The 26,116-nt window shown below is 61.8% G+C and carries 24 protein-coding genes and 1 other annotated feature; of the genes, 17 read left to right on the top strand and 7 right to left on the bottom strand.

Features of this window, described 5'->3' with window-relative positions; genetic code table 11:
- Nucleotides 1-91: 91 nt before the first annotated feature.
- Together acrR and ACJ8HN_RS12525 are read left to right on the top strand one after the other, a co-directional pair.
- Nucleotides 92-766 carry a multidrug efflux transporter transcriptional repressor AcrR gene (acrR, locus tag ACJ8HN_RS12530; RefSeq protein ID WP_033637348.1) on the top strand — a complete coding sequence of 225 codons (675 nt, stop codon included), beginning with the start codon at nt 92-94 and terminating at the stop codon, nt 764-766.
- 11 nt (nt 767-777) lie between these two features.
- Nucleotides 778-1,131 (top strand): DsrE/DsrF/TusD sulfur relay family protein, encoded by a 354-nt coding sequence (locus tag ACJ8HN_RS12525; protein WP_033647269.1) that lies wholly within the window; start codon nt 778-780, stop codon nt 1,129-1,131.
- Between the two features lie 275 nt (nt 1,132-1,406).
- On the opposite strand, the gene rsmS is transcribed toward ACJ8HN_RS12525, so the two are convergent.
- Together rsmS and priC are read right to left on the bottom strand one after the other, a co-directional pair.
- Nucleotides 1,407-1,586 carry a pleiotropic regulatory protein RsmS gene (rsmS, locus tag ACJ8HN_RS12520; protein WP_016928837.1) on the bottom strand — a complete coding sequence of 60 codons (180 nt, stop codon included), beginning with the start codon at nt 1,584-1,586 and terminating at the stop codon, nt 1,407-1,409.
- 103 nt (nt 1,587-1,689) lie between these two features.
- Entirely contained in the window at nt 1,690-2,226 is a 537-nt protein-coding gene (priC, locus tag ACJ8HN_RS12515; RefSeq protein WP_033637350.1) for a primosomal replication protein PriC, read from the bottom strand.
- Nucleotides 2,227-2,360: 134 nt separating this feature from the next.
- Here priC and ACJ8HN_RS12510 point away from each other — a divergent pair, with 134 nt between their 5' ends.
- The 12 genes from ACJ8HN_RS12510 (at nt 2,361) to ACJ8HN_RS12455 (ending at nt 15,785) form a co-directional block, all read left to right on the top strand.
- On the top strand, nt 2,361-2,741 hold the full coding sequence (locus tag ACJ8HN_RS12510; RefSeq protein ID WP_004940275.1) for a DUF454 family protein: 381 nt from the start codon (nt 2,361-2,363) through the stop codon (nt 2,739-2,741).
- Between the two features lie 278 nt (nt 2,742-3,019).
- On the top strand, nt 3,020-3,571 hold the full coding sequence (gene apt, locus ACJ8HN_RS12505; RefSeq protein ID WP_015376864.1) for an adenine phosphoribosyltransferase: 552 nt from the start codon (nt 3,020-3,022) through the stop codon (nt 3,569-3,571).
- A 92-nt stretch (nt 3,572-3,663) separates the two neighbouring features.
- Entirely contained in the window at nt 3,664-5,619 is a 1,956-nt protein-coding gene (gene dnaX / locus ACJ8HN_RS12500; RefSeq protein ID WP_060420353.1) for a DNA polymerase III subunit gamma/tau, read from the top strand.
- Nucleotides 4,952-5,016: a sequence feature (DnaX frameshifting element), on the top strand. Its footprint overlaps the gene before it by 65 nt.
- 41 nt (nt 5,620-5,660) lie before the next feature.
- A complete protein-coding gene (locus ACJ8HN_RS12495; protein WP_004940264.1) occupies nt 5,661-5,990 on the top strand; it encodes a YbaB/EbfC family nucleoid-associated protein in 330 nt (109 codons plus the stop codon).
- Nucleotides 5,990-6,595, top strand: coding sequence for a recombination mediator RecR (gene recR / locus ACJ8HN_RS12490; RefSeq protein WP_004940263.1), 606 nt, complete (start codon nt 5,990-5,992; stop codon nt 6,593-6,595). The genes ACJ8HN_RS12495 and recR overlap by 1 nt, the downstream gene beginning before the upstream one ends.
- Nucleotides 6,596-6,739: 144 nt before the next feature.
- Entirely contained in the window at nt 6,740-8,605 is a 1,866-nt protein-coding gene (gene htpG, locus ACJ8HN_RS12485) for a molecular chaperone HtpG (RefSeq protein ID WP_033637352.1), read from the top strand.
- A gap of 202 nt (nt 8,606-8,807) precedes the next feature.
- Nucleotides 8,808-9,452, top strand: a complete 645-nt coding sequence (adk, locus tag ACJ8HN_RS12480; RefSeq protein WP_004940261.1) for an adenylate kinase — start codon at nt 8,808-8,810, stop codon at nt 9,450-9,452.
- 164 nt (nt 9,453-9,616) lie between these two features.
- Nucleotides 9,617-10,750 carry a sugar diacid recognition domain-containing protein gene (locus ACJ8HN_RS12475; RefSeq protein WP_442523479.1) on the top strand — a complete coding sequence of 378 codons (1,134 nt, stop codon included), beginning with the start codon at nt 9,617-9,619 and terminating at the stop codon, nt 10,748-10,750.
- Between the two features lie 119 nt (nt 10,751-10,869).
- Nucleotides 10,870-12,135: a GntP family permease gene (locus ACJ8HN_RS12470; protein WP_442523478.1), complete on the top strand. Its 1,266-nt coding sequence runs from the start codon at nt 10,870-10,872 to the stop codon at nt 12,133-12,135.
- 9 nt (nt 12,136-12,144) lie between these two features.
- Nucleotides 12,145-13,293 (top strand): glycerate kinase, encoded by a 1,149-nt coding sequence (locus ACJ8HN_RS12465; protein ID WP_442523477.1) that lies wholly within the window; start codon nt 12,145-12,147, stop codon nt 13,291-13,293.
- 134 nt (nt 13,294-13,427) lie between these two features.
- Nucleotides 13,428-14,390, top strand: coding sequence for a ferrochelatase (gene hemH, locus ACJ8HN_RS12460; RefSeq protein ID WP_033637355.1), 963 nt, complete (start codon nt 13,428-13,430; stop codon nt 14,388-14,390).
- A gap of 90 nt (nt 14,391-14,480) precedes the next feature.
- Nucleotides 14,481-15,785, top strand: a complete 1,305-nt coding sequence (locus ACJ8HN_RS12455; protein WP_033647265.1) for an inosine/guanosine kinase — start codon at nt 14,481-14,483, stop codon at nt 15,783-15,785.
- 56 nt (nt 15,786-15,841) lie between these two features.
- On the opposite strand, the gene ybaL is transcribed toward ACJ8HN_RS12455, so the two are convergent.
- Entirely contained in the window at nt 15,842-17,533 is a 1,692-nt protein-coding gene (gene ybaL / locus ACJ8HN_RS12450; protein ID WP_033637356.1) for a YbaL family putative K(+) efflux transporter, read from the bottom strand.
- 245 nt (nt 17,534-17,778) lie between these two features.
- On the bottom strand, nt 17,779-18,999 hold the full coding sequence (locus ACJ8HN_RS12445) for an MFS transporter (RefSeq protein ID WP_033637357.1): 1,221 nt from the start codon (nt 18,997-18,999) through the stop codon (nt 17,779-17,781).
- 178 nt (nt 19,000-19,177) lie between these two features.
- On the opposite strand from ACJ8HN_RS12445, the gene ushA reads away from it, so the two are divergent.
- The gene (gene ushA, locus ACJ8HN_RS12440; protein WP_442523476.1) at nt 19,178-20,830 is read left to right on the top strand and encodes a bifunctional UDP-sugar hydrolase/5'-nucleotidase UshA; all 1,653 of its coding nucleotides are present in this window, start codon (nt 19,178-19,180) and stop codon (nt 20,828-20,830) included.
- A gap of 109 nt (nt 20,831-20,939) precedes the next feature.
- On the opposite strand, the gene ACJ8HN_RS12435 is transcribed toward ushA, so the two are convergent.
- Complete coding sequence (locus tag ACJ8HN_RS12435; RefSeq protein ID WP_033637359.1) at nt 20,940-21,707, bottom strand: AraC family transcriptional regulator; 768 nt, start codon at nt 21,705-21,707, stop codon at nt 20,940-20,942.
- A gap of 99 nt (nt 21,708-21,806) precedes the next feature.
- Between ACJ8HN_RS12435 and ACJ8HN_RS12430 the strand changes: the two genes are divergently transcribed.
- Both ACJ8HN_RS12430 and dacB read left to right on the top strand, forming a co-directional pair.
- Nucleotides 21,807-22,964, top strand: coding sequence for a multidrug effflux MFS transporter (locus ACJ8HN_RS12430; protein WP_086579517.1), 1,158 nt, complete (start codon nt 21,807-21,809; stop codon nt 22,962-22,964).
- Between the two features lie 92 nt (nt 22,965-23,056).
- Nucleotides 23,057-24,523, top strand: coding sequence for a D-alanyl-D-alanine carboxypeptidase/D-alanyl-D-alanine endopeptidase (gene dacB, locus ACJ8HN_RS12425; RefSeq protein ID WP_442523475.1), 1,467 nt, complete (start codon nt 23,057-23,059; stop codon nt 24,521-24,523).
- Between the two features lie 10 nt (nt 24,524-24,533).
- On the opposite strand, the gene ybaK is transcribed toward dacB, so the two are convergent.
- Both ybaK and ACJ8HN_RS12415 read right to left on the bottom strand, forming a co-directional pair.
- Nucleotides 24,534-25,013 (bottom strand): Cys-tRNA(Pro)/Cys-tRNA(Cys) deacylase YbaK, encoded by a 480-nt coding sequence (gene ybaK, locus ACJ8HN_RS12420; protein WP_004940240.1) that lies wholly within the window; start codon nt 25,011-25,013, stop codon nt 24,534-24,536.
- 228 nt (nt 25,014-25,241) lie between these two features.
- Nucleotides 25,242-26,048 carry a TraB/GumN family protein gene (locus ACJ8HN_RS12415; RefSeq protein WP_342181945.1) on the bottom strand — a complete coding sequence of 269 codons (807 nt, stop codon included), beginning with the start codon at nt 26,046-26,048 and terminating at the stop codon, nt 25,242-25,244.
- Between the last annotated feature and the right edge of the window lie 68 nt (nt 26,049-26,116).

The following is a 26,116-nucleotide window of genomic DNA, read 5'->3' as shown; positions in this document are numbered from 1 at the left end:
AAAACCCATTGCTGCGTTAATTATATGTGCGTGCTATGGTACATACATTCGCGAATGTATGTAAATCACACTCCCCCTAAATAACAATGCCATGGCACGAAAAACCAAACAGCAGGCGCAAGAAACCCGACAGCAAATCCTTGATGCTGCGGTGAGAGAGTTCTCTGAACGTGGCGTTGCTGCAACGTCACTGACAGATATTGCCACCGCTGCCGGGGTTACGCGTGGAGCCATTTACTGGCACTTCAAGAATAAGGTAGACCTGTTTAATGAAGTTTGGGAATCTACCGAGCCGAAAATTGACCAGCTCGAAACAGAGTATCAGGCAAAGTTTCCCGATAATCCACTGCGGGTTATCCGAGAAATTCTGATTTACATTCTGACGTCTACGGTTGAAGACGGCCGTAGGCGGGCGTTGATGGAAATTATATTCCACAAATGCGAGTTTGTCGGTGAAATGATGCCGCTGCTGGATTCGCGCAAGGTGCTGTACCTCGCCGGCTACGAACGCATTGAAGCGGTGCTGTATAACTGCATTCACCACGGGCAATTACCCGCCGATTTACATACCCGCCGCGCGGCGATCATCCTGCGCGGTTATATCACCGGCCTGATGGAAAACTGGCTGTTTATGCCGGAAAGTTTCGATCTGCGGGCCGAAGCCGAAGCGCTGGTGGACGCGTTTTTGGAAATGCTGCAGTTTTGCCCCACCTTGCGCCTCAAACCCGACGCGGCGACGTCTGACGCCGACCGCCTTCCTTTATAAGGAGAGATTTCATGTCATCCATCGTTCTCATCGCCAATGGCGCCGCCTATGGCCATGAATCCTTGTTCAATGCGCTGCGGTTGGCCATCGCCATGAAAGAGCAGCAGAGCAGTCTCGACCTGCGGCTGTTTCTGATGTCCGATGCGGTGGTGGCCGGGCTGGCCGGGCAGCAGCCGCACGAAGGGTATCACCTGCAGCAGATGCTGGAGATCCTCACCGCGCAGCAGGTGCCGGTCAAGCTGTGCAAGACCTGTGCCGACGCGCGCGGCGTCAGCCGCTTGCCGCTGGCGGACGGCGTGGCGATCGGTACGTTGGTCGAGCTGGCGCAGTGGACGCTGGCGGCGGAAAAAGTGCTGACTTTCTGATTCCGCTGCAACGGGCCATCAGCTGCAACGCTTTTGTTGTTCGTTGCCCGCCGGCGGCCGTGACACTCTTCAGGCTTCTTAACCGATCCGAAGCTAAATCATGCAGCGCTGATTGATTCTGCCTTCTCTGGCGCCGCTCACGTTTGTCGGCGCATCGCTGCCGCGACACGCTTTTTTTTCCTTATTATTTGCGCGCTCAGCTCGCCGGACGAAGGCGGCCAGACGGCGGGTTGATGAGCGTTGAAAGACGAAAGGGACAGCGGCGCTGTCCCTGATTACTGTCCGGCAGGCAGATAGGGAGAGGTGACGCCGGCGCGCTGCAGTTTTTCCTGATAATCCCGTTTGACGATATCCAGCGCCGCCAGCGCGGTGGCCGGATCGATCTCGTTGCATTCCAGCAGGTAAATCAAGTCTACCGCCAGCTGCAGTTCGGGTGAGGCGTTTTCCAGAGACATAGCACCTGCGCTTAATTAATGGAATGAATAACTCGCGTACCGGCAGAGTATAGTGAACCCGGCGCGCAACCGGGAATAATCATTAAAATATTGTGATAAATCTTCAAAAACCGTTTTCTTTGCGCTCGATATTGCGCTCGATGCGCGCCAGCGCCTGGCGGCAGCGCATCAGGCGCCCCTCCAGCGCCGCCAGCTCGTGCTGCAGCTTTTGCTGCGCCGCCAGCGTGGTCTGGCGGCCAAGCAGGCTTTCCCGATCCTGAATCATGGCGATCAGCCGGCGTTCGTAGTCCTGATGCTCGGCCAGCTTGTGGTACAGATCGGCCTCAGGGGCTTCTTTCGGCTGGTTCTTGCGCCGCAGCGCCTGGGTGGCCAGCTCGCGCTGCAGGGCGGCGATCTGAGCCACCAGTTTTTCGGCCAGAAAGGCCACCTGGCTGGTGCGGCTGTCGTTGGCGGCGCTTTGCAACTGGGCGAAATTCTTCTCCACCTCGGCCAGGTAGTCGCGCAGCCGCGTGCCGCGGTTGGCGAACAGGGCGGCGTCGAAGCGCGCCTGCGGGATCGGGGCGTCGCCGCGCGGGGTCACTTCGGCCGCCAGCGCCGCAATCTGCTGTGCCAACACCTGTAATAGACGCTGAGTGCTCACATAAGCTCCCTCTTGATTTCAACAGGCGTAAGCTTGCCCGCGATCCTGCCGTGAAACAAGCGCCGCACGCATATTCCGCCGGCGCGGCGCCGATGCTACAGTAGGCGGCAACCGATTGAGGAGCGAAGAGCCGCATGACGCGTGGGTTATTGATCATTTTGGGCTGGCTGGCGGTGGTGCTGGCGACGTTGGGCGTGGTGCTGCCGCTGTTGCCGACCACGCCGTTTCTGCTGTTGGCCGCCTGGTGTTTCGCCCGCTCTTCGCCGCGCTTTCATCACTGGCTGCTGCACCGCTCCTGGTTCGGCCCCTACCTGCGCCACTGGCAACAGCATCGCGCGCTGCCGCCGGGAGCGAAGTGGAAGGCGGTGCTGGTGATCGTGCTCACCTTCGCCTGTTCGCTGTGGCTGGTGAAAATCTGGTGGGTGCGCGGGCTGTTGCTGCTGATGCTGGCCATTTTGCTGACCTTTATGCTGCGCCTGCCGGTTATTGACCTGCCGCAACAAAAACAGCGCTGATTGTCCCTTAAACTCCCCAATAGCTTTCAAGCCGCAGCTAGACGACAAACGCAGGCATCCCCGGGAGCTTACTTAGGTAAGTGACCGGGGGGAATGCGTGCAGTCAACAACGCTGCGGGTTGAAAGATGCAGGGGAGAGTTGCATTTGTCCGCCAGTTTGCATAGATTTGGGCGTTTTCGTGCGCGGATCGCCTGCCATTTCATCTCCGGTGTGTTTCACCCGGCGGCGGCGGGTGAGCGGCGCGCCGGTTTTCAGGCAGTTTTATCAGGCAACAATTATGACCGCTACTGCGCAGCAGCTTCAGTTTATTAAAGACAGTATCAAAACCATCCCGGATTATCCGAAGCCGGGCATCCTGTTCCGCGACGTGACCAGCCTGCTGGAAAACCCGTTGGCCTACGCCGCCAGCATCGAGCTGCTGGTTGAGCGCTATCGCGAAGCGGGCGTGACCAAGGTGGTGGGTACCGAAGCGCGTGGTTTCCTGTTCGGCGCGCCCGTCGCGCTGGCGTTGGGCGTCGGTTTCGTGCCGGTGCGCAAACCGGGCAAACTGCCGCGCGCCACGCTCAGCGAAAGCTATGAGCTGGAGTACGGCACCGACAAGCTGGAGATCCACACCGACGCCATCACCGCGGGTGACAAAGTGCTGGTGGTGGACGATCTGCTGGCGACCGGCGGCACCATCGAAGCGACCACCAAACTGATCCGCCGCCTGGGCGGTGAAGTGAACGACGCCGCATTCATCATCAACCTGCCGGATCTGGGCGGGGAAGCGCGTCTGAACAAGCTGGGCATCGACTGCTACTGCCTGGTGGACTTCGCCGGCCATTGATGCGGCATCGCCCCTTGGGCACAACGGCCTCGCGGATCGCCGCGGGGCTGTGTTAGCATGACCCTCCAGATTCCTCGACTTCTCCGGTATTAATGAGCTATCAGGTTCTCGCCCGTAAGTGGCGCCCTCAAACGTTCGCAGACGTGGTCGGCCAGGAACATGTCCTGACCGCGCTGGCCAACGGCCTCTCGCTGGGGCGGATCCATCACGCCTATCTGTTCTCGGGCACGCGCGGCGTGGGGAAAACCACCATCGCGCGCCTGCTGGCCAAAGGCCTGAACTGTGAAACCGGCATCACCGCCACGCCGTGCGGCCAATGCGACAACTGCCGCGAGATCGAGCAGGGGCGCTTCGTCGATCTGATCGAGATCGACGCCGCTTCCCGAACCAAGGTGGAAGATACCCGCGATCTGCTGGACAACGTTCAGTACGCGCCGGCGCGCGGCCGCTTCAAGGTCTACCTGATCGATGAAGTGCACATGCTCTCGCGCCACAGCTTCAACGCGTTGCTCAAGACGCTGGAAGAGCCGCCGCCGCACGTCAAATTCCTGTTGGCCACCACCGATCCGCAAAAGCTGCCGGTGACCATTCTCTCGCGCTGTCTGCAATTCCACCTCAAGGCGCTGGACGTCGATCAGATCCGCCAGCAGCTGGAAACGGTGCTGACGGCGGAGCAGATCACCAGCGACGCCCGCGCGCTGCAGCTGCTGGCGCGCGCCGCCGACGGCAGCATGCGCGATGCGCTGAGCCTGACCGATCAGGCGATCGCCATGGGGCAGGGGCAGGTGACCGCCGCCACCGTCAGCCAGATGCTCGGCACGCTCGATGACGAACAGCCGCTGGCGATCCTCGAAGCGCTGGTCAGCGCCGACGGCGAAAAGGTGATGGCTCAGGTCGCACAGGCCGCTTCGCGCGGCGTGGACTGGGAAAACCTGCTGGTGGAGACGCTGGCGCTGCTGCACCGCATTGCGATGGTGCAGCTGCTGCCTTCGATGCTCGACAATCAGTACGCCGCCGTGGAACAACGGCTGCGCGAGCTGGCGCGCACCCTGCCGCCGGCCGATGTGCAACTTTACTACCAGACGCTGTTGGTCGGCCGCAAAGAGCTGGCCTATGCGCCGGATCGCCGCATGGGGGTTGAGATGACCCTGCTGCGCGCGCTGGCGTTTCACCCGAAAGCGGTGATCCCGGAGCCGGTGGCGTTGGTGCAGACCGCGCCGGCGCCGATGGCGCAGCCGCAGGCCGCCGCATCGCAACAGCCGCCGCAGTTTCAGGACGCGCCGCCGCTAGGGCAGCCGGCCGCGCCGTCGCGGCAATCATCGACCCCATTACCGGATGCCACCGCCCAGCTGTTGAAAGCGCGGTCCCAGCTGCAGCGGCAGCAGGGAGCATCCACACCAAAAAAGAATGAGCCGGCGGCGCCAGGAATAGCGCGGCCGGCAAACTCGGCGCTGGGGCGTTTGGCTTCCGTGACCGAGCGTAGCCAGCAGCGTCTGGCGGAGAAGAAGGTGCCGGAAAAACCGGCCAAGCCGGAAGCCTATCGCTGGCGCGCGCAGACCGAGCCGGAAGCGGCGCCGGAACCGCTGGCGACGCCGAAAGCGTTGCGCACGGCGTTGGAGCACGAGAAAACGCCGGAGCTGGCCGCCAAGCTGGTGGTGGAGTCGCTGGAGCGCGACGCCTGGGCGGCGGAAATCGACAGGCTGAAGATCCCGAAACTGGTGCAGCAGCTGGCGTTGAACGCCTTCAAGCAGCAGCCGGAAGCGGGCAAGATTTGCCTCCATCTGCGGTCTTCGCAGCGTCATCTGAATTCGCCTTCGGCGCAGAAGACGCTGGCCGAAGCGCTCGGCGAGCTGTACGGCAGCCCGATCGAGCTGACCGTGATAGAGGACGATAATCCGGCGGAGCGCACCCCGCTGGAATGGCGACAAGCCATCTATGAAGAAAAGCTGGCGCAGGCGCGCCAGTCCATCGTTGCGGATACCCATATTCAGACGCTGTGCCGGTTCTTCGACGCGGATCTGGATGAAGAGAGTATTCGCCCCCTTTAAACGCCGCGCGAGGTGCGCGGCCCTAGCGACGAGAGACGACTATGTTTGGTAAAGGCGGTCTGGGCAACCTGATGAAGCAAGCCCAGCAAATGCAAGAAAAAATGCAGCAGATGCAGGAAGAAGTCGCCAAATTGGAAGTGACCGGCGAGTCTGGCGCGGGCCTGGTGAAGGTCACCATCAACGGCGCGCACAACTGCCGCCGCGTGGAGATCGATCCTAGCCTGATGGAAGACGACAAAGAGATGCTGGAAGATCTGATCGCCGCCGCGTTCAACGACGCCGCGCGCCGCATCGAAGAGACCCAGAAAGAGAAGATGGCCTCCGTCTCCAGCGGCATGCAGTTGCCGCCTGGCTTCAAGATGCCGTTCTGATGCAAACCAGCCCGCTCCTTGAATCCCTGATGGAGGCGCTGCGCTGCCTGCCGGGCGTCGGCCCGAAATCGGCGCAGCGCATGGCGTTTCAGCTGCTGCAGCGCGATCGCAGCGGCGGCATGCGCCTGGCGCAGGCGTTGACGCGCGCGATGTCGGAAATCGGCCACTGCGCCGACTGCCGCACCTTCACCGAGCAGGACGTCTGCACCATCTGCGCCAATCCGCGCCGTCAGCAAAACGGCCAGATTTGCGTGGTGGAAAGCCCGGCGGATATCCACGCCATCGAGCAGACCGGCCAGTTCGCCGGGCGCTACTTTGTGCTGATGGGGCATCTGTCGCCGCTGGACGGCATCGGGCCGGGCGATATCGGTCTGGATCGCCTGGAGCAACGGCTGGAAAAGGAGAGCATCACCGAAGTGATCCTCGCCACCAACCCGACGGTGGAAGGGGAAGCGACCGCCAACTACATCGCCGAGATGTGCGGCCAGTATGGCGTGCTCGCCAGCCGCATCGCCCACGGCGTGCCGGTGGGCGGCGAGCTGGAGATGGTCGACGGCACCACGCTGTCGCATTCGCTGGCCGGGCGTCACGCCATCAAGTTCTGATGTTTTTCCGGATGGGGCCGTTCGGCCCCGTCATTTTTTTGCCAAAAATCTCCCGCCGTCCGCTTGAAAAACAATACCCTGACCCTCATCTGATCCTCATTGTTCGATTTTGGTAGCCATTGTCTTTTGAGGTAATCAATGAGTATGAAAGGTCAAGAAACCCGCGGGTTCCAGTCTGAAGTAAAACAGCTGCTTCATTTGATGATCCATTCGCTGTACTCCAACAAAGAAATTTTCCTGCGCGAGCTGATTTCCAACGCCTCTGACGCCGCCGACAAGCTGCGCTTCCGCGCCCTGTCCGCGCCAGAGCTGTACGCCGGCGACGGCGAGCTGCGCGTACGCTTGTCCTTCGATAAAGAGCAGCGCACCCTGACCATCGCCGACAACGGCATCGGCATGCGCCGCGAAGAAGTGATCGAAAACCTCGGCACCATCGCTAAGTCCGGCACCAAAGCGTTCCTGGAATCCATCGGCTCCGATCAGGCGAAAGACAGCCAGCTGATCGGCCAGTTCGGCGTCGGTTTCTACTCGGCGTTCATCGTGGCGGACAAAGTGACCGTGCGCACCCGCGCCGCCGGCGCCGCCGATGACGAAGGCGTGTTCTGGGAGTCTGCCGGCGAAGGCGACTACACCATCGCCGACATCACCAAAGAGACGCGCGGCACCGAAATCACCCTGCATCTGCGCGAAGGCGAAGATGAGTACCTCGACGCCTGGCGCCTGCGCTCGGTGATCGGCAAATATTCCGATCACATCGCCCTGCCGGTGGAGATCGAAAGCAAAAACGAAGAAGACGACACCGTCACCTGGGAGAAGATCAACAAGGCGCAGGCCCTGTGGACCCGCAGCAAGGCTGACGTGACCGACGAAGAGTACAAAGAGTTCTACAAGCACATCGCCCACGACTTCACCGATCCGCTGAGCTGGAGCCACAACCGGGTAGAAGGCAAGCAGGAGTACACCAGCCTGCTGTATATCCCGGCGCAGGCGCCGTGGGACATGTGGAACCGCGATCACAAGCATGGTCTGAAGCTGTACGTGCAGCGCGTGTTCATCATGGACGACGCCGAGCAGTTCATGCCGAACTACCTGCGCTTCGTGCGCGGCCTGATCGACTCCAACGATCTGCCGCTGAACGTGTCGCGCGAGATCCTGCAAGACAGCCGCGTGACGCAAAACCTGCGCGGCGCGCTGACCAAGCGCGTGCTGCAGATGCTGGATAAGCTGGCCAAAGATGACGCCGAAGGCTACCAGAAATTCTGGCAGCAGTTCGGTCTGGTGCTGAAAGAGGGCCCGGCGGAAGACCACGGCAACCAGGAAGCGATCGCCAAGCTGCTGCGCTTTGCCTCCACCCACGGCGACAGCTCGGCGCAGACCGTGTCGCTGGAAGAGTACGTCGGCCGCATGGCGGAAGGGCAGGAGAAGATTTACTACATCACCGCCGACAGCTACGCCGCCGCCAAGAGCAGCCCGCACCTGGAGCTGTTCCGCAAGAAAGGCATCGAAGTGCTGTTGCTGTCCGATCGCATCGACGAGTGGATGATGAGCTATCTGACCGAATTCGACGGCAAGCCGTTCCAGTCGGTTAGCAAAGCGGATGAAACGCTGGATAAACTGGCGGATGAAACCGAAGAGCAGAAGGCCGCCGAGAAGCAGCTGGAGCCGTTCATCGAACGCGTGAAAACCCTGCTGGGCGAGCGGGTGAAGGATGTGCGCCTGACGCACCGCCTGACCGATACGCCGGCGATCGTGGTGACCGACGCCGACGAAATGAGCACCCAGATGGCCAAGCTGTTCGCCGCCGCCGGCCAGCAGGCGCCGGAAGTGAAGTACATTTTCGAGCTTAATCCGGAGCATGCTCTGGTCAAACGCGCATCCGATGTGGGCGATAACGAACATTTCGCCGAATGGATCGACCTGTTATTGGATCAGGCTCTGCTGGCTGAACGCGGCACGCTGGAAGATCCGAACCTGTTCATCCGTCGCATGAACAAGTTGCTGTCCGCCTGAAACTGAAAATATGCGCCCTTAACGGCACCGTTAGGGGCGCATTGCCGATTTTTCCCCGCCTTTTCTCGCTTTTTGTTCGTCCGTTTTTTTGCACATTCCGCAATCGATTTCCTTCGCGCGCCTTGAGCCTGCCCCCCCTGAAATGGTATCGTTGAGCGTTTTCGCAATTTTATAAAAACTACATAGCAAGGGGATTTACGCAATGCGTATCATTCTGCTGGGCGCTCCGGGCGCTGGTAAAGGTACTCAGGCTCAATTCATCATGGAGAAATACGGCATTCCGCAAATCTCCACCGGTGATATGTTGCGCGCAGCCGTGAAGGCCGGCAGTGAACTGGGCAAGCAGGCGAAAGAGATCATGGACGCCGGCAAGCTGGTGACCGATGAGCTGGTGATCGCGCTGGTCAAAGAGCGCATCGCTCAGGAAGATTGCCGCAAGGGCTTCCTGCTGGACGGTTTCCCACGCACCATTCCGCAGGCTGACGCGATGAAAGAAGCCGGCATCAACGTGGACTTCGTGCTGGAGTTCGACGTGCCGGACGAGCTGATCGTTGACCGTATCGTTGGCCGCCGCGTGCACGCGCCGTCCGGCCGCGTATACCACGTGAAGTTCAACCCGCCGCAGGTGGAAGGCAAAGACGACGTGACCGGCGAAGAGCTGACCACGCGCAAGGACGATCAGGAAGAGACCGTGCGCAAGCGCCTGGTGGAATACCATCAGATGACCGCGCCGCTGATCTCTTACTACAGCAAAGAAGCGGCGGCGGGCAACACCCAATACCGCAAAATCGACGGCACCCGCAAGGTGGCCGAAGTGAGCGCAGAGCTGGCGACCATCCTCGGTTGATCGCAAGCACGTTGTGCATGACGCCGAGCCTGTGGCCCGGCGTTTTTTTTGCCGTTTTCCCGCCAAATTGTGATCGCGGCGGCTTGTTGCGGCCGTGCCCGTTAATCGCCCGCGCCAAATAGCGTATAACAAGCCTGCGTTTTCACCCTCAGCAGGGAGCGGGCATGCTCAGACAAACCAATCTTCTGGCGGAAGCCACCGCGCGCCAGATCGTCCAGCGGGCGATGGGCATCATCAGCCATTCCGTCAACGTGATGGACAGCAACGGCGTGATCATCGCCTCCGGCAACCCGCAGCGCCTGTTCCAGCGCCATGAAGGCGCCGTGCTGGCGCTGGCGGAGAACCGGGTGGTGGAAATCGACCGCGCCACCGCCGAACATCTGAAGGGCGTGCGGCCCGGCATCAACCTGCCGTTCAGCTTTCGCAACCAGCGAGTGGGGGTGATCGGCATCTCCGGCGAACCGGCCGAGGTGCGCGCCTACGCCGAGCTGGTGAAGATGGCGGCGGAGATGATGGTGGAGCAGGCGGCGCTGCTGGATCAGCACCAGTGGGAAAAACGCTACCGGGAAGAGCTGGCGAATCAGCTGCTGCAGCCCCAGCCGAACACCGCGTCGCTGGCGGCGATGGCGGCGTATTTGGGATTGGATCTGTGCCAGGCGCGCATCGTGTGGATCGTCGAGCTGCAAGAGGCGCAGCCGCACCTGCTGCGCGAGCTGCTGGCGGAGCTGGAGGCCACCCAGCGCGACGCGTTGATCGCCATTACCGGCTTCAATGAAATGACCCTGCTGCGCCCGGCCTGCATGGTGCAGGGCGAATGGAGCCTGAAGCTGGAGCGCCAACAGGCCCAGCGTGTGCAAAACCAACTCAAACACCGCTTCCGGGTGCGGCTGATCGTCGGCGGTTTTTATGACGATCCGCAAAGCGCCTACCGTTCCAGCCTGACGGCGCGCGCCACTCAGGCGATGGCGCAGCGCCTGAAACTGCGTCACGCCACGCTGTTCTACCACGACTACCCGCTGCCGTCGCTTTTGTGCGATCTGGGGGAGGATTGGCGCGCGCAGGAGCTGGGTCGCCCCTGGCGGACGCTGGGCGAACAGGACGAAAAAGGCGTGCTGCGCGGCACGCTGCGCCACTATTTTTCGCAGAATTGTGATCAGACGCAGACCGCCGCGCAGCTGCATATCCACGTCAATACCCTTCGCTATCGCCTGCAGCGTATCGAAGCAATAACCGGCATGAAAATCAACCAATTAACCGACGCTCTGCGGTTATATATCGGCATGCTGATGCACGACTGAGTTGTGCCAACCCACAAATTCCACGCCGTTCCCCCGGCGATTTTTTGTTGTTTCCCCTCAGGCCAACGCCGGGCGCGCGGGATATGTTGGCCTGCACATCAACCACGGAGAAAACAACAATGACAACCGTATCCACTCTGGGGGCGCTGGTGGCGTTAGCCGTCGCCATCGTCCTGATTCTACGCAAGGTGCCGCCGGCTTACGGCATGATCGCCGGCGCGCTGGCGGGCGGGCTGTGCGGCGGCGCCGATCTGGTGCAGACCGTAACGCTGATGATCGGCGGGGCGCAGGGCATCACCAACGCCGTGATGCGCATCCTGGCGGCGGGGGTGCTGGCCGGGGTGCTGATCGAATCCGGCGCGGCGCACACCATCGCCGAAACCATCGTGCGCAAGGTGGGCGAAACCCGCGCGCTGCTGGCGCTGGCGGTGGCTACACTGATCCTGACGGCGGTAGGGGTGTTTATCGACGTGGCGGTGATCACCGTCGCGCCGATCGCGCTGTCGATAGCACAAAAGGCCGGCATTTCGCGCGCGGCGATCCTGCTGGCGATGATCGGCGGCGGCAAGGCCGGCAACGTGATGTCGCCCAACCCGAACACCATCGCGGCGGCGGACAATTTCCACGTGCCGCTCACCTCGGTAATGATGGCCGGCATCGTGCCGGGGCTGTGCGGCCTGGTGGTGGCCTATCTGCTGGCGCGCCGCCTGAGCGATAAAGGCAGCAAAGTGATGGCCGAAGAGCTGACTCAGCATGCCGAAGGGGCGCGGCCGGGCTTCGCTGCAGCGATCAGCGCGCCGCTGGTGGCGATCCTGCTGCTGTCGCTGCGGCCGATCGCCGGCATCGCCGTCGATCCGCTGATCGCGCTGCCGGCCGGCGGCTTGGCGGGCGCGCTGCTGATGGGGCGCATCCGCCAGTGCAATCAGTTTATGGTCTCCGGCCTGTCGCGCATGGCGCCGGTGGCGATCATGCTGCTCGGCACCGGCACGCTGGCGGGCATTATCGCCAACTCGGCGCTGAAGGATGTCTTGATTAACGGCTTAACGCACACCGGGCTGCCGGCCTGGCTGCTGGCGCCGATGTCCGGCGCGCTGATGTCGATGGCGACCGCGTCGACCACCGCCGGCACCGCCGTGGCTTCCGGGGTGTTCAGCTCCACGCTGCTCGAGCTGGGCGTGAGCGGGTTGGCCGGCGCTGCGATGATCCATGCGGGCGCCACGGTGCTGGATCACCTGCCGCACGGCAGCTTCTTCCACGCCACCGGCGGCAGCGTCAATATGGCGGTACACGAGCGGCTGAAGCTGCTGCCGTACGAAACGCTGGTGGGGTTCACCATTGCGGCAATCTCGGCGCTGATGTTTGGCGTATTTAACCTGGCGGGATAAGGAACAGTGATGAAAACGCTGAAAAAAGTGGTTATTGCCCCGGATTCTTTCAAAGAGAGCCTGAGCGCGCTCGGCGTCGCCGACGCCATCGAGCGGGGGTTCCGCCAAATTTACCCGCAGGCGCACTACGTGAAGCTGCCGATGGCGGACGGCGGCGAAGGCACGGTGGAGTCGATGGTGGCGGCCACCGGCGGCGAAATCGTCCAGGTGACGGTCACCGGGCCGCTGGGGGAGCCGGTGCAGGGGTTCTATGGCCTGCTGGGCGACGGCGAAACCGCGGTGATTGAAATGGCCGCCGCCTCAGGGCTGCACCTGGCGCCGCCCGGCCGGCGCGATCCGCGCATCACCACCAGCTACGGCACCGGCGAACTGATGCTGGCGGCGTTGGAACGCGGCGTGAAGGCGGTCATTCTCGGCATCGGCGGCAGCGCCACCAACGACGGCGGCGCCGGGATGATGCAGGCGCTGGGCGTGAAGTTGCTGGATAAGGCACGCCGGCCGCTGCCGGCGGGCGGAGCGGCGCTGGCGCAGCTGGCGCATCTCGATCTCGCCGGGCTGGATGCGCGTTGGCAACGGGTGAGCGTGACCGCCGCCTGCGACGTCGATAACCCGCTGTGCGGCGAAAAGGGCGCCTCGGCGGTGTTCGGGCCGCAGAAGGGAGCGACGCCGGAGATGGTGGCGCAGCTCGATGCGGCGCTGCATCACTATGGCGAGCTGCTGGAACGGGAAACCGGCCGCGCGGTGCTCACCCAGCCAGGGGCGGGCGCGGCGGGCGGCATGGGGGCGGCGCTGCTCGGGATGCTCAATGCGCGCTTGCGGCCGGGCATCGAGATCGTCACCGAAACCCTGTGCCTGGATGAGGCGGTGCGCGATGCCGATCTGGTGATCACCGGGGAAGGCCGGCTGGACAGCCAGTCGATCCACGGCAAAACGCCGATCGGCGTGGCGCGGGTGGCCAAGCGCCACGGCGTGCCGGTGATCGCCATCGCCGGCAGCCTGACGTCGGATTACCAGGTGGTGCATCAACACGGCATCGACGCGGCGTTTTCGGTGCTCGATGGCATCGTGACGCTGGAAGAAGCGCTGGCGGGCGCCGATCGCAATCTGCAGGTGACGGCGCGCAACGTGGCGGCGGTGTGGCGACTGGCGCAAGGGTGAGGCCCACAGGCATAGCCTGTTGCTGTTATCGGTTTCGATGCACGACTTTTCCGTTACAATAGCCGGCATTAATGGCTGCTGACATCCCGACCCAGAACGGAATGCCGGCCGGAAAGGAAATGAGGGGAACTGAGATGAAGCAAGAGAAACACGGCGTATTGCTGGTGAACCTGGGCACGCCAGATGCGCCGACCTCGTCGGCGGTCAAACGCTATCTGAAGGAATTCCTCAGTGACGATCGCGTGGTCGACACGGCGCCGCTGATCTGGTGGCCGATCCTCAACGGCGCGATCTTGCCGATCCGTTCGCCGCGCGTGGCGAAGCTCTATCAGTCGGTGTGGATGGAAGAAGGCTCGCCGCTGCTGGTGTACAGCCGCCGCCAACAGCGGGCGCTGGCGGCGCGCATGCCGAATACGCCGGTGGAGCTGGGCATGAGCTACGGCTCGCCGAGCCTGGCGGAAGCCATCGACAAGCTGCTGGCGCAGGGCGTGACCAACCTGGTGGTGCTGCCGCTCTATCCGCAATATTCCTGTTCCACCAGCGCGGCGGTATGGGATGGCGTAGCGCGGGTGCTGAAAGGCTATCGCCGCTTGCCTTCTGTGGCCTTCATCCGCGATTACGCCGAACACCCGGCCTACATCGCCGCGCTGCAGCAAAGCGTGGAGCGCTCGTTCGCCGAGCATGGCCAGCCGGATCGGTTGGTGCTGTCGTTCCACGGCATCCCCAAACGCTATGCGCGCCTGGGCGACGACTACCCGCAGCGCTGCGAGGATACGCTGCGAGCGCTGAGCGCCACGCTGCCGCTGGCGCCGGAGCGAGTGATGATGACGTACCAATCGCGCTTCGGCCGCGAGCCGTGGCTGACGCCGTACACCGATGAGACCCTGAAGGGGCTGCCGGCGCAGGGCGTGAAGCACATTCAGCTGATTTGCCCGGGTTTCTCGGCGGACTGCCTGGAAACGCTGGAAGAGATCAAGGAGCAGAACCGCGAGATCTTCCTCGAGGCCGGCGGCGAGAAGTTTGAGTATATCTCTGCGTTGAACGACGAGCCGGCGCATATCGATATGATGCAGCAGCTGGTGGCGCAGCGCCTCTAATCATCAATAATCTGTATATTAGAATCATCGTGATCGGGCGGGAATGTGTTAACATTCTCCGCTTGTTAAACCGCCACCACCGCCAATCACATGAAATTTCCTGGTAAACGCAAGTCCAAACACTATTTCCCGGTGAGCGCCCGCGATCCGCTTCTGCAGCAGGCCCAGCCCGAAAGTGAAATCAGCACCTCGTATATCGTCGGCATCGACCAGACGCTGGTGGATATCGAGGCGAAGGTGGACGACGCTTTTGTCCAGCGCTACGGCCTGAGCCTGGGCCACTCTCTGGTGATCGAAGACGACGTCGCCGAGGCGCTGTATCAGGAACTGAATGAAAACAACCTGGTTACCCATCAGTTCGCCGGCGGCACCATCGGCAATACCATGCACAACTATTCGGTGCTGGCGGACGATCGCTCGGTGCTGCTCGGCGTGATGTGCAGCAACGTGAAAATCGGCAGCTACGCCTACCGTTACCTGTGCAATACCTCCAGCCGTACCGATCTCAACTATCTGCAGGGCGTAGACGGCGCCATCGGCCGCTGTTTCACGTTGATTGGCGAAAGCGGCGAGCGCACCTTCGCCATCAACCCGGGCCAAATGAACCAGTTGCGCCCGGAAAGCATTCCTGAAGAGGTGATCGCCGGCGCGTCGGCGCTGGTGCTGAGCTCTTATCTGGTGCGCTGCAAGGAAGGGGAGCCGATGAAGGCCGCCACCCTGCAGGCGATCGAATACGCCAAAAAGCACGACGTGCCGGTGGTGTTGACGTTGGGCACCAAGTACGTCATTGCCGACAATCCGCAGTGGTGGCGCGACTTCCTGAAGGAAAACGTGACGATTCTGGCGATGAACGAAGACGAAGCGCTGGAGCTGACCGGGCTGAGCGATCCGCTGACCGCCTCGGACATGGCGCTGGAGTGGGTGGATCTGGTGCTGTGCACCGCCGGGCCGAACGGCCTGTATATGGCGGGCTACACCGAAGAGGCCAACAAGCGCCAGACCCAGCACCCGCTGCTGCCGGGGCATATCGCCGAGTTCAACCGCTACGAATTCAGCCGCGCCATGCGCCGCGAACACTGTGAAAATCCGCTGCGCGTTTATTCGCACATCGCGCCGTATATGGGCGGGCCGGAGAAGATCATGAACACCAACGGCGCCGGCGACGGCGCGCTGTCGGCGTTGCTGCACGATATCGCCGCCAACGGCTATCACCGCCACAACGTGCCGAACTCCAGCAAGCACGTGCGCAGCTACCTGACTTACTCCTCTCTGGCGCAGGTGTGCAAATACGCCAACCGCGTCAGCTACCAGGTGTTGAACCAGCATTCGCCGCGCCTCACTCGCGGCCTGCCGGAGCGGGAAGACAGCCTGGAAGAGTCTTACTGGGAGCGTTAACCCGCTGAAAAATAAAAGGTCCGGCATGCCGGACCTTTTTTTGCGCGTGTGGCGCTTCAGATCGGGCAGCCGCCCATTTTTTCTTCTTCGCTCAGGGTGTCCAGCTGCAGGATGTTCAGCATGCTGTTGGCGATCTCCCGTTCGCCCATCACCACCTGGTTGGCGCCGCGATCGGTGATGTAGGCCACCTCGTCGTCGTAGTGGGCGCGGGCGATGATCTCGATATTCGGCCGCTTGGCGCGCGCCGAGGCGACGATCTCGCCGGCCTCATAGCCGTTGGGGATGGTCAGCAGCAGCCAGCGCGCGCAGTCGAGCCGCGCCAGATCCATCACTTCCGGATTGGCGGCGTTGCCCAGCACCGTCTTGATGCCCTGTTCGCGCAGCGCTTCCACCCGCGGGCGGGAGTTCTCGATCACCACCAGCGGGATGCCCGCTTCGGCCAGTTTGCCGCCCAGCAGGCTGCCGACGCGGCCATAGCCGACCACCAGCGCGTGATTGCACATATCCACCGGGATTTGCTTCTCTTCTTCCACCGCCTCTTCGAGGATTTGGTCTTCGATGGTTTCGGTCTTGGCCAGATAGCGTTCCAGCAGGGTGAACAACAGCGGATTGAGCATGATGGACAGAATGGCGCCGGCCAGCACCAGATTGCGGCCGTGTTCCGACATCATGCCGAGCGCAATGCCGAGGCCCGCCAGAATAAAGGCGAACTCGCCGATTTGCGCCAGGCTGGCGGAAATGGTCAGCGCGGTGCGCTTGGAGTGACCGAACATTTTCACCAGCAGGAACGCGGCGGCGGATTTGCCGAACACGATGATCGCCAGCGTCGCCAGCACCGCCAGCGGTTCGTTAATCACGATCATCGGATCGAACAGCATGCCGACCGAGACGAAGAACAGCACTGCGAATGCGTCGCGCAGCGGCAGGGTGTCATGCGCCGCGCGGTGGCTCAGTTCGGACTCGTTCAGCACCATGCCGGCGAAGAAAGCGCCCAGCGCGAAGGAGACGTCGAACAGCTTCACCGCGCCGTAGGCGATGCCGAGCGCCAGCGCCAATACCGCCAGGGTGAACAGCTCGCGCGAGCCGGTGCTGGCGGTTTTGGACAGGATCCACGGCACCAGGCGGCGGCCGACCACGATCATCAGCGCGATAAAGGCGATGACCTTACCGATGGTCAGTGCCAGCTCCATCAGCAGCTGGCTGCTGCTGGCGTTGTCGTTGCCCAGCATGTTGCCGAAGGCCGGCAGCAATACCAGCGTCAGCACCATCGCCAAATCTTCGACGATCAGCCAGCCGATGGCGATTTGCCCGCGCTGGCTGTCGATCAGCTGCCGCTCCTCCAGCGCGCGCAGCAGCACCACGGTGCTGGCGGTGGAGAGGCAGAGGCCGAACACCAGGCCGGAGATCAGATCCCAGCCGAGCAGCTTGGACAGCCCCATGCCGAGCAGGGTGGCGACGGCTATTTGCGCTACGGCGCCGGGAATGGCGATAGATTTTACTGCGAGGAGGTCTTTCAAAGAGAAGTGCAGGCCAACACCGAACATCAACAGGATAACGCCGATTTCCGCCAGTTCCGGCGCCAATGAGGTATCGGCGACGAAACCGGGGGTGAACGGGCCGGCGAGCACGCCTGCGGCCAGATACCCCACCAGAGGGGAGATGCGCAGGCGGTTCGCCAGCATGCCGAGGAGGAAGGCGAGTACTAACCCTCCGACGATGGTGGTAATGAGCGGTGTTGAATTATGCATCCATACTCCTTCTGGCTATGCATCGCGGCACGGGAGAAACGCAACAAAGTTACGAAAAGATACATTTAGTTTATTGCATTTGTGCGCGACTTGCTTGGCTAATTTGGCCTTTTTTGTAAAAAGACAGAGGATTTCACTTAAGGCGCGGCAATGAGGGGGTTTTGTGCCAGATATGGAAAATAACATTGATTTATCCGTAAGATAACCCGGACGAATAAGTAATTTCATCCGGGCTAGTCGCGGAGTTATTGCGGTTTATGCTCCATATTGGGCAGCAGTGCGGTGATAATGCCGATCAGCGGCAGGAAAGCACAGATTTGGTAGACCAGTTCGATACTGGTCAAATCCGCGACATAACCAAGAACTGCCGCGCCTAATCCGCCCATACCGAAAGCAAAACCGAAGAATAAGCCGGAAACCATGCCCACCTTGCCGGGGATCAGCTCCTGGGCGTAGACCAAAATGGCGGAGAACGCCGAGGCGAGAATAACCCCGATAATCACCGTTAAAATGCCGGTCCAATAGAGCGATGCATAAGGTAAAACAAGGGTAAACGGCGCAGCGCCGAGAATAGAGCCCCAAATAACGTATTTTCGCCCTATCTTGTCGCCGAGAGGCCCGCCGATAATGGTGCCTGCCGCCACCGCGAACAGGAAGGCGAACAGGTGAATTTGCGCATTCTGCACCGAAACGCCGAATTTATGTATCAGATAAAAGGTGTAATAGCTGCTGATGCTGGCCAGATAGAAGTATTTAGAGAAAATCAGCACCAGCAGGATGCCCAGCGAGTAGACTACGGTACGTTTTGGCAGCGGTTTCAGCGTTGATGGGCTTTTCGGCTGCCCTTTAGTTGCCCGGTGCTGATGTTGATACCACTTGCTGACCTGCAGCAACACCACGATCGCCAGCAGCGCCGCCAGCGTGAACCAGGCGACGTTACCCTTGCCGTAAGGCGCGATGATCAGCGCAGCCAGCAGCGGGCCTAGCGAGCTGCCGAAGTTGCCGCCGACCTGGAACAGCGACTGCGCCAGGCCGTGCCGCCCGCCGGAGGCCATGCGCGCCACGCGCGAGGATTCCGGGTGGAACACCGATGAGCCGGTGCCCACCAGCGCCGCCGCCAGCAGCACCAGCGGGAAGGTGCTCGCCACCGACAGCAGCAGCAGGCCGGACAGGGTAAAGCCCATGCCGATCGGCAGCGAATAAGGCTGCGGGTGTTTATCGGTGTAATAACCAATCAGCGGCTGCAGCAGCGAGGCCGTCAGCTGATAGGTCAGGGTGATCATGCCGATCTGCACGAAGCTGAGGTGAAAATCGGCTTGCAGGATCGGGTAAATCGCCAGGATCAGCGATTGGATCATATCGTTGAGCAGGTGGGACACGCTGATGGCGCCGAGGATGGAGAAGGCGGTGCCTTTCACCGCACTGCCCTTGGCGGGCGGCATCGCGCTTTGGCTACTGTCGGTCATATTATTATTAGCCTGATAAGTTGTTGAGCACAGAGAAGACATCTTAGGCAGGGTGCGCAATTTTTACCATATCTGAAATAATCAGACTCACATCGCAAAAATTTGAAATCAGCTGTCATTGATTCGCGCTACAATTTCGCCCTCATCATAAAAGCCATTTAATACACGGAGATCCGCCATGCGTTTTTCGCTGAAAACCACCGCATGTGCGTTGGCCATTTCCCTGACGTTGCTGTCGGGGGCCGCCAGTGCCTGGGAAAAGGATAAGACCTACGCCATCACCATTCTGCATACCAACGACCATCACGGTCACTTCTGGCAGAACGATCATGGCGAATACGGCCTGGGCGCGCAGAAAACGTTGGTGGACGGCATTCGTCAGGAAGTGGCGGCGCAGGGTGGCAGCCTGCTGTTGCTGTCCGGCGGCGATATCAACACCGGCGTGCCGGAATCGGATTTGCAGGACGCCGAGCCGGACTTCCGCGGCATGAACCTGGTGGGTTACGACGCGATGGCGATCGGCAACCACGAATTCGACAACCCGCTGAGCGTGCTGCGGCAGCAGGAAAAATGGGCGACCTTCCCGTTGCTGTCCGCCAATATCTACCAGAAAAGCACCGGCCAGCGCCTGTTCAAGCCTTACGCCTTGTTCGACAAGCAGGGCATCAAGATTGCCGTGATCGGCCTGACGACCGACGACACCGCCAAGATAGGCAACCCGGAGTACTTCACCGACATGGAGTTCCGCGTGCCGGCGCAGGAGGCGAAGCAGGTGGTGGAGCAACTGCGTAAGGACGAGAAGCCGGACGTGATTATCGCCGCCACCCATATGGGGCACTACGACAACGGCGAACACGGCTCGAACGCGCCGGGCGACGTGGAAATGGCGCGCAGCCTGCCGGTCGGGTATCTCGACATGATTGTCGGCGGCCACTCGCAGGATCCGGTGTGCATGGCCGGCGACAACCGCAAACAGGCAGATTACGTGCCGGGCACGCCATGCTCGCCGGATCGCCAGAACGGCACCTGGATCGTGCAGGCGCACGAGTGGGGTAAATACGTGGGCCGCGCCGACTTCGAATTCCGCAACGGCGAGCTGAAGCTGGTGCATTATCAGCTGATCCCGGTAAACCTGAAGAAGAAGGTGGAGAAGGCGGACGGCACCAGCGAGCGGGTGTACTACACCCAGCAGATCGCGGAAGACCAGACCATGATGAAACTGCTGACGCCGTTCCAGGAGAAGGGCAAGGCGCAGTTGGGCGTGAAGATCGGCAGCGTTAACGGCAAGCTGGAGGGCGATCGCAGCAAGGTGCGCTTCGTGCAGACCAACCTGGCGCGGGTGATGCTGGCGGCGCAGAGGGAGCGCGCCGATGCCGACTTCGCGGTGATGAGCGGCGGCGGGGTGCGCGATTCGATTGAAAGCGGCGATATCACCTATAAGAACGTGCTCAAGGTACAGCCGTTCGGCAACACCCTGGTGCATGTCGATATGAAAGGCAGCGAGGTTGAGCAGTACCTGGCGGTGGTGGCCAACATGAAGCCGGATTCCGGCGCCTACGCCCAGTTCGCCAACGTCAGCCTGGTGGCGGACGGCAAGGGCGTCAGCGAGGTGAAGATCAACGGCCAGCCGCTGCAGGCGGATAAAACCTACCGCATGGCGACGCTGAACTTCAACGCGCTGGGCGGCGACGGCTATCCGAAGCTGGACGGGCTGCCGAGCTACGTCAACACCGGCTTTATCGACGCCGAGGTGTTGAAGCAGTACATCGAGAAACATTCACCGCTGGATGCGGCGGCCTACGAGCCGAAGGGCGAGATCGTCTATCGATAAGGGCGTAGCGGAACGGCGTTTCTCGCTTGTCGCGGGGGCGCCGTTCCCGCCGTCGCTTTTTTCCTCCCCATCAACGCATTCTGTCGGCGTTGCCGTTTTAGACGGCCTCTTACTTTCTTCTCTCCATATACGCCCTCGGCGGGCAGCCCACCATATTCTTGAAAAAAGTGGCGAAGGCGCTGTCGCTGGAAAACGCCAGCCGACCGGCGACGTCGGATTGGCTCAGCCCTGCGGCCAGCATCTCTATTGCTTTGATCAGGCGCCATTGCTGACGCCACTGTTGATAACTGAGGCCGGTTTCACGGCGGAAAATCCGGCTGATGGTTTTCTCGGAAGCGCCGCTGTAGCGCGATAGCTCGTGCAGCGGCGGAAGCATGTCCAGATTGGCCAGATGGCGCAGGCGCCGGTCGCTGGGCAGCGGTAGCAACGTCAGTTCGCGCGGCGCGGCGGCGATCTCGTCCAGGCAGACCGCCAGAATATTGGCGTGAGGCCCATGCTGCCAGTCGGTGTCGAATGCGGCGAACGCGATGCGTTCCAACACCTCGCGCAGTAGCGGCGAGGCTGTCAGTACGGCAAGCTGCGCAGGCAGACAGGCATAGCGATCGGCGTCGAGATAAAGCGAACGGTAACCGACTACGCCGTTGACCTGAACGCGGTGAGCCACTTGCGGCGGGATCCAGGCAACTCTGCCCGGCGGCAGCATACAGATGCTTTGGTTGAGCGTGATACGCATGCTGCCTTGCTGACAGAACAGCAACTGGCCCCTGTCATGCCAATGCGTGCCAGAGTCGTGCTGCGCCAGTTCGGCGGCGATCCCGAGCACGCCGTTGTCGAGCGTATCCGGATTAAAACTGTCCTGCGCCTGAAGCCACGCCATAGTATGTCCGATTTTGTAAATTTATTGTCTTTTATATTGTAATCGGCGCCGGGAGCAGATGCTACCTTGTGCAGCTTATTCTTGGCTACAGGATCTGTTATGCAACGTAAGCTGACTCTGACATTGGCGACGTCGATGATGATGTTTCCCCAGGTGGTGGAGACCATCTACAGCCCGGCATTGACGCACATTGCGCACGGTTTCCGGGTAAGTGCGGAAATGGCGGCGCAAACGCTCTCTTGCTACTTTTTCGCCTTTGCGCTGGGCGTGGTGGTTTGGGGGCGGATGTGCGACGTTATCGGACGCCGTCCCACCATTTTGGCCGGGCTGACGCTCTATCTGCTGGCTTCTATCGTCGCACTGTTCAGCGGCAGCTTCAGCGTGCTGCTGGCGGCGCGGGTGCTGGCCGCCTTTGGCGCGGCGGTCGGTTCGGTCGGGACGCAAACGGCGATTCGCGATCGCTTCGACGGTTATGAGTTGGCGCGGGTGTTCTCGGTGATGGGGATCGCCATGGCGATCAGCCCGGCGGTTGGCGTATTGAGCGGCGCAGTGCTGACTCACTATTGGGGCTATCAGGGGGTGTTTGGCGGTTTGGCGCTGTTGGCGGCGCTGTTGCTGGGCTATGCCGGTTGGCAACTGCCGGAGACGCGTCCGCAACAGGTGGTGAAGCATTCATTTTTCGGCACGCTGGGGCGGATGATCAAGGACGGGGATATTTGGCTCAGTGCGCTGCTGGTGGCGTTGTTCAATATTTGCATGTTCAGCTATTATCAGCTGGCGCCATTCCACTTCGCGGCGTTGGAACTGCCGGCGCAGTGGTTCGGTTATACCGGTTTGGTGTTGGCGGCCGGGGTCGGTATCGGCGCGGCGATCAACAAGTTTTTGATCGGCAAACACTGGCTGTTCCCCGCGTTGCTGATGCTGGCCTGCGTTTTGTCACTGGCCGGCGGCCTGCTGGTACTGCTGCTGGAAGGGAGCTTGTGGTTCGTTCTGCCGATGATGCTGGTGGTGATGGCGTACGGCATCGCCATTCCCAATATTCTGGCGCGCGCGCTGCGGCATTATAAAGACTGCATGGGCACCGCCGGCGCGATCCTTGGCCTGATGTATTACCTGATGCTTGGCGGTGGCTTGGTGCTGGCCGGGCTGTCGCAGCACCTGGGCGCCGTGCTGTCGCTCTGCAGCCTGTGCGTGCTGCTGTTGGCGTGGCGGGTGGTGCACAACGAGCGCCGTTTGGCGTTGCCTGAGCGTATCTGAATGATAAACGGGCCGGACATTCTCGCCACCGCCGCCTTCCAATGATAGCCTGAGCGGCAATTTGGTTTTGATAACGCAAGCAGGAAGATGACATGTTGAAAACCGCAGGCTGGCTGCTGCCCGCCATCCTGGCGCTGGCGGGGTGTTCGTCATCCGGCCAACGTCATGAGCAAACGCTTAGCCAGGCGCTGACGGCCCTCGGCCAGGACAAGGCGCTGATTGGGGCGTCGAGCGGCGTGATGGTGCGCGACGCCGAGAGCGGCACCGTGCTGTATCAGGCGCACGCGGAGCAGCGTTTGGCGCCGGCTTCCAACATGAAGATGTTCACGTCTCTGGCGGCGTTCGGCGTGCTGGGGGCGGATTACCGGTTTGAAACCCGGCTGCTGACCACCGGCGAGCAGCGCGGCGACACCTTGCGGGGGGATCTCTATCTGCAGGGCAGCGGCGATCCGACGCTGCACCCGGACGATCTTGACACCTTCGCCGCCACGCTGGCGCAGCGCGGCATTCGCCATATCCATGGGCGGCTGATCCTGGATGCCAGCGCGTTCGATCAAACGCCATTCGGCGCCGGCTGGAGCTGGGACGACGAACCCTTCGCCTTCGCCGCGCCGATCTCGGCGCTGAACTATGCCTTTACCCCCGGCGGCGATATCAACGTGGTGCAGGTGGACGTGCAGCCGGGCGCCCGCGCCGGTGCGCCAGGGCGGGTGAGTTTCTATCCCGCCAATGACGCGGTGACGCTGGTCAACCGCACCACCACCGGCGGTGACACCGCACTGACGTTCGATCGCCAGCCGGGCAGCAACCGAATCGTGGTCAGCGGCACCGTCGCCGCGCAGGCGGAGGCCAGCTCACGCTTGATTACCGTCGATCAGCCCGCCCGCGTGGTTGGCGCCTTATTGCAAAATGCCCTGCGCGCGCACGGCATCACGCTGCGCGGCAACGCTGAAGAAGGCGTGACCCCTGCGGGTGCCCGGCTGCTGGCGGAAAAAACCTCGCCGCCGCTCTCCCGATTGGCCGTCACCTTCCTGAAAGTGTCCAACAATGGTTACGGCGAGGTATTGACCAAAGCGATGGGCCGCAAGACGCAGGGCAAGGGGGACTGGGCCGCCGGCCTGCAGGCGATCGGCCGGTTTGTGCAAAGCCAGGGCATCGAGACCGGCGCGTACCGCCAGGTGGACGGTTCCGGGCTGTCGCGCATGAACCAGATCACGCCGCAGCAGCTGACGACGCTGCTGCTGGCGGCCAGAAAACAGCCGTGGTTCGCCGACTGGTATAACGCCTTGCCCATCGCGGGCCAGCCGGGGCTGCTGGTGGGCGGCACGCTGCGGAGCCGCATGGTGAAAAGCGCGGCTGCCGGCCGCGCCCACGCCAAGAGCGGTTCCATGACCGGGGTATCGTCGCTCAGCGGCTATGTCGACTCGGCGACCGGGCGGCCGCTGGCGTTCGCCATCATCAGCAACAATTACCTGGTGCCCGGCGCAGAGGTGAAAGCGCTGGAGGATCACCTGGTCGAGACGCTGGCGGCCTGTGACGCCACGGTGGTGTGCCGCTGAGAAGGCGGCGTCAGTCGCGCTTGGCTATGTCGGCGAAGCTGCCGGCCAGCAGGCGGCATAGATCGGCGGCGGCCAGTTCGATGTCCAGCCCGCGTTTGCCGCCGGAAACGTAGATGGTGGCGAACGCTTGCGCCGGGCTGTCGATCACCGTCGGCAGCCGTTTTTTCTGCCCCAGCGGGCTGATGCCGCCCACCAGATACCCGGTGACGCGCTGGGCCAGCTGCGGATCGGCCATCTCGGCCTTTTTGGCGCCGAGCGCGCGGGCGACCTTTTTCAGATCCAACTGGGTGGCGACCGGCGTGACCGCCACCGCCAGATGTTTGGCGTCGCCGTTCAGCGCCACCAGCAGCGTTTTGTAAACCCGATCGGCATCCAGCCCCAGCTTTCTCACCGCTTCGTCGCCGAAGTTGGTTTCGTCGCTGTCGTGGTGATACGGATGAAGGGTGAAGGCGACCTTTTGTTTCTCGAGCAGAACGACTGCGGGCGTCATAATGTATTGTCCAAAATGTCCCTAACGGGGAAGGGGTGATAACCAGCCTTAAAAATACAAAAATCCAACCCGCCCGGCAACCTGAGCGGCTGTTACATAAAGCGGGTTGCCAAGATATTCACCGGGTTGCTACCCTGTTTGTTGTAACCGTTAACACGGTTGCTATGCGTATAACTACAATACAAGAAATTCCTCTTTGACTGGCCAATAGCGATATTGGCCTCTTTTTTAGCCCTGTGGCTGCAGCATCGCCGGCAGGTTATCCTCGCCGTACAGGTGCAATGCGCCAACCGCCACCACATAGTCACCCGCCGGCAGCGCCTCCAACTGACGCCGCCAGTCGCGATTGCGCTGATGCATCAGCACATCGTACAGCCCGGCGCTGAAGGTGGCGGGCAGGGTGTCCAGCGTGCCGCGCGGTTTGGCGTCTAGCCACCAGCTCACCATGGTTTGCAGCAGCCGCGCGTTGGTGTGCCAGTGCTCCAGCGTATCGCGCAGCAGCGCGATGCCGCCTTCCGGCAGCTGTTCCAGCATCGCCAACTGCTGCTGCGCCCCTTCCAGCTCGATCACCGGTTTGTCATGCGCGCGGGCGGCCTGCAGCAGCTGATAGTCCACGCCGTACTCCGCCCGCAGCCCCAGACGCTGAGCCTGGCGCGCCTGCATCATCAGCGCCACCTGCCAGCCAGGCAGGGTGGCGAAGGCGTGTGGATCGGCGCCCAGCTCGTGGCACAGCGCCAGCAGCCGTTGATATTCTTCGGCGGACAGGCGCTGTTCCAGCGCCGGCTGCGGTTCTGCGTGGTCAAAAGGGGAGGCGGAATCGGTGATATCGGCCTCGACGATCAGCGCGTCGGCCTGCTGCAGCCGGGCGGCCAGCCGCGCCGGCAGCGGCGACATATCGACGGTGCCCATATGGATGCTGCCCACCAGATGCAGCCGACGATCGCCCGGCAGAGTGATGTCCAGCGCCGGATAAGCGTATCGTTTGGGCGAGATCAGGCCGAGAAAGGCGGCGAGGCGGCGTAACAGTTGACCCATACGGCGTGGCTCCTGAGTAGCGGGTGCGCGTTTCAGCATGAAAGGCGAGGAAAAATCGTCATTCATGC

Source organism: Serratia sp. CY29653, assembly GCF_052169255.1.
GTDB lineage: Bacteria > Pseudomonadota > Gammaproteobacteria > Enterobacterales > Enterobacteriaceae > Serratia > Serratia sarumanii.
This window is presented reverse-complemented; position numbering and strand designations above follow the sequence as displayed.

Excerpts from the sequence above, each read along its gene's own strand:
- dacB (WP_442523475.1), top strand. The coding sequence starts at position 23,057 with ATGTTGAAAACCGCAGGCTGGCTGCTGCCCGCCATCCTGGCGCTGGCG.
- ACJ8HN_RS12475 (WP_442523479.1), top strand. The coding sequence starts at position 9,617 with ATGCTCAGACAAACCAATCTTCTGGCGGAAGCCACCGCGCGCCAGATC.
- ACJ8HN_RS12415 (WP_342181945.1), bottom strand. The coding sequence starts at position 26,048 with ATGGGTCAACTGTTACGCCGCCTCGCCGCCTTTCTCGGCCTGATCTCG.
- ushA (WP_442523476.1), top strand. The coding sequence starts at position 19,178 with ATGCGTTTTTCGCTGAAAACCACCGCATGTGCGTTGGCCATTTCCCTG.
- ybaK (WP_004940240.1), bottom strand. The coding sequence starts at position 25,013 with ATGACGCCCGCAGTCGTTCTGCTCGAGAAACAAAAGGTCGCCTTCACC.
- ACJ8HN_RS12470 (WP_442523478.1), top strand. The coding sequence starts at position 10,870 with ATGACAACCGTATCCACTCTGGGGGCGCTGGTGGCGTTAGCCGTCGCC.
- adk (WP_004940261.1), top strand. The coding sequence starts at position 8,808 with ATGCGTATCATTCTGCTGGGCGCTCCGGGCGCTGGTAAAGGTACTCAG.
- ybaL (WP_033637356.1), bottom strand. The coding sequence starts at position 17,533 with ATGCATAATTCAACACCGCTCATTACCACCATCGTCGGAGGGTTAGTA.
- ACJ8HN_RS12455 (WP_033647265.1), top strand. The coding sequence starts at position 14,481 with ATGAAATTTCCTGGTAAACGCAAGTCCAAACACTATTTCCCGGTGAGC.
- apt (WP_015376864.1), top strand. The coding sequence starts at position 3,020 with ATGACCGCTACTGCGCAGCAGCTTCAGTTTATTAAAGACAGTATCAAA.
- recR (WP_004940263.1), top strand. The coding sequence starts at position 5,990 with ATGCAAACCAGCCCGCTCCTTGAATCCCTGATGGAGGCGCTGCGCTGC.
- ACJ8HN_RS12495 (WP_004940264.1), top strand. The coding sequence starts at position 5,661 with ATGTTTGGTAAAGGCGGTCTGGGCAACCTGATGAAGCAAGCCCAGCAA.
- ACJ8HN_RS12465 (WP_442523477.1), top strand. The coding sequence starts at position 12,145 with ATGAAAACGCTGAAAAAAGTGGTTATTGCCCCGGATTCTTTCAAAGAG.
- ACJ8HN_RS12430 (WP_086579517.1), top strand. The coding sequence starts at position 21,807 with ATGCAACGTAAGCTGACTCTGACATTGGCGACGTCGATGATGATGTTT.
- hemH (WP_033637355.1), top strand. The coding sequence starts at position 13,428 with ATGAAGCAAGAGAAACACGGCGTATTGCTGGTGAACCTGGGCACGCCA.
- dnaX (WP_060420353.1), top strand. The coding sequence starts at position 3,664 with ATGAGCTATCAGGTTCTCGCCCGTAAGTGGCGCCCTCAAACGTTCGCA.
- rsmS (WP_016928837.1), bottom strand. The coding sequence starts at position 1,586 with ATGTCTCTGGAAAACGCCTCACCCGAACTGCAGCTGGCGGTAGACTTG.
- ACJ8HN_RS12435 (WP_033637359.1), bottom strand. The coding sequence starts at position 21,707 with ATGGCGTGGCTTCAGGCGCAGGACAGTTTTAATCCGGATACGCTCGAC.
- ACJ8HN_RS12445 (WP_033637357.1), bottom strand. The coding sequence starts at position 18,999 with ATGACCGACAGTAGCCAAAGCGCGATGCCGCCCGCCAAGGGCAGTGCG.
- ACJ8HN_RS12525 (WP_033647269.1), top strand. The coding sequence starts at position 778 with ATGTCATCCATCGTTCTCATCGCCAATGGCGCCGCCTATGGCCATGAA.
- htpG (WP_033637352.1), top strand. The coding sequence starts at position 6,740 with ATGAAAGGTCAAGAAACCCGCGGGTTCCAGTCTGAAGTAAAACAGCTG.
- ACJ8HN_RS12510 (WP_004940275.1), top strand. The coding sequence starts at position 2,361 with ATGACGCGTGGGTTATTGATCATTTTGGGCTGGCTGGCGGTGGTGCTG.
- acrR (WP_033637348.1), top strand. The coding sequence starts at position 92 with ATGGCACGAAAAACCAAACAGCAGGCGCAAGAAACCCGACAGCAAATC.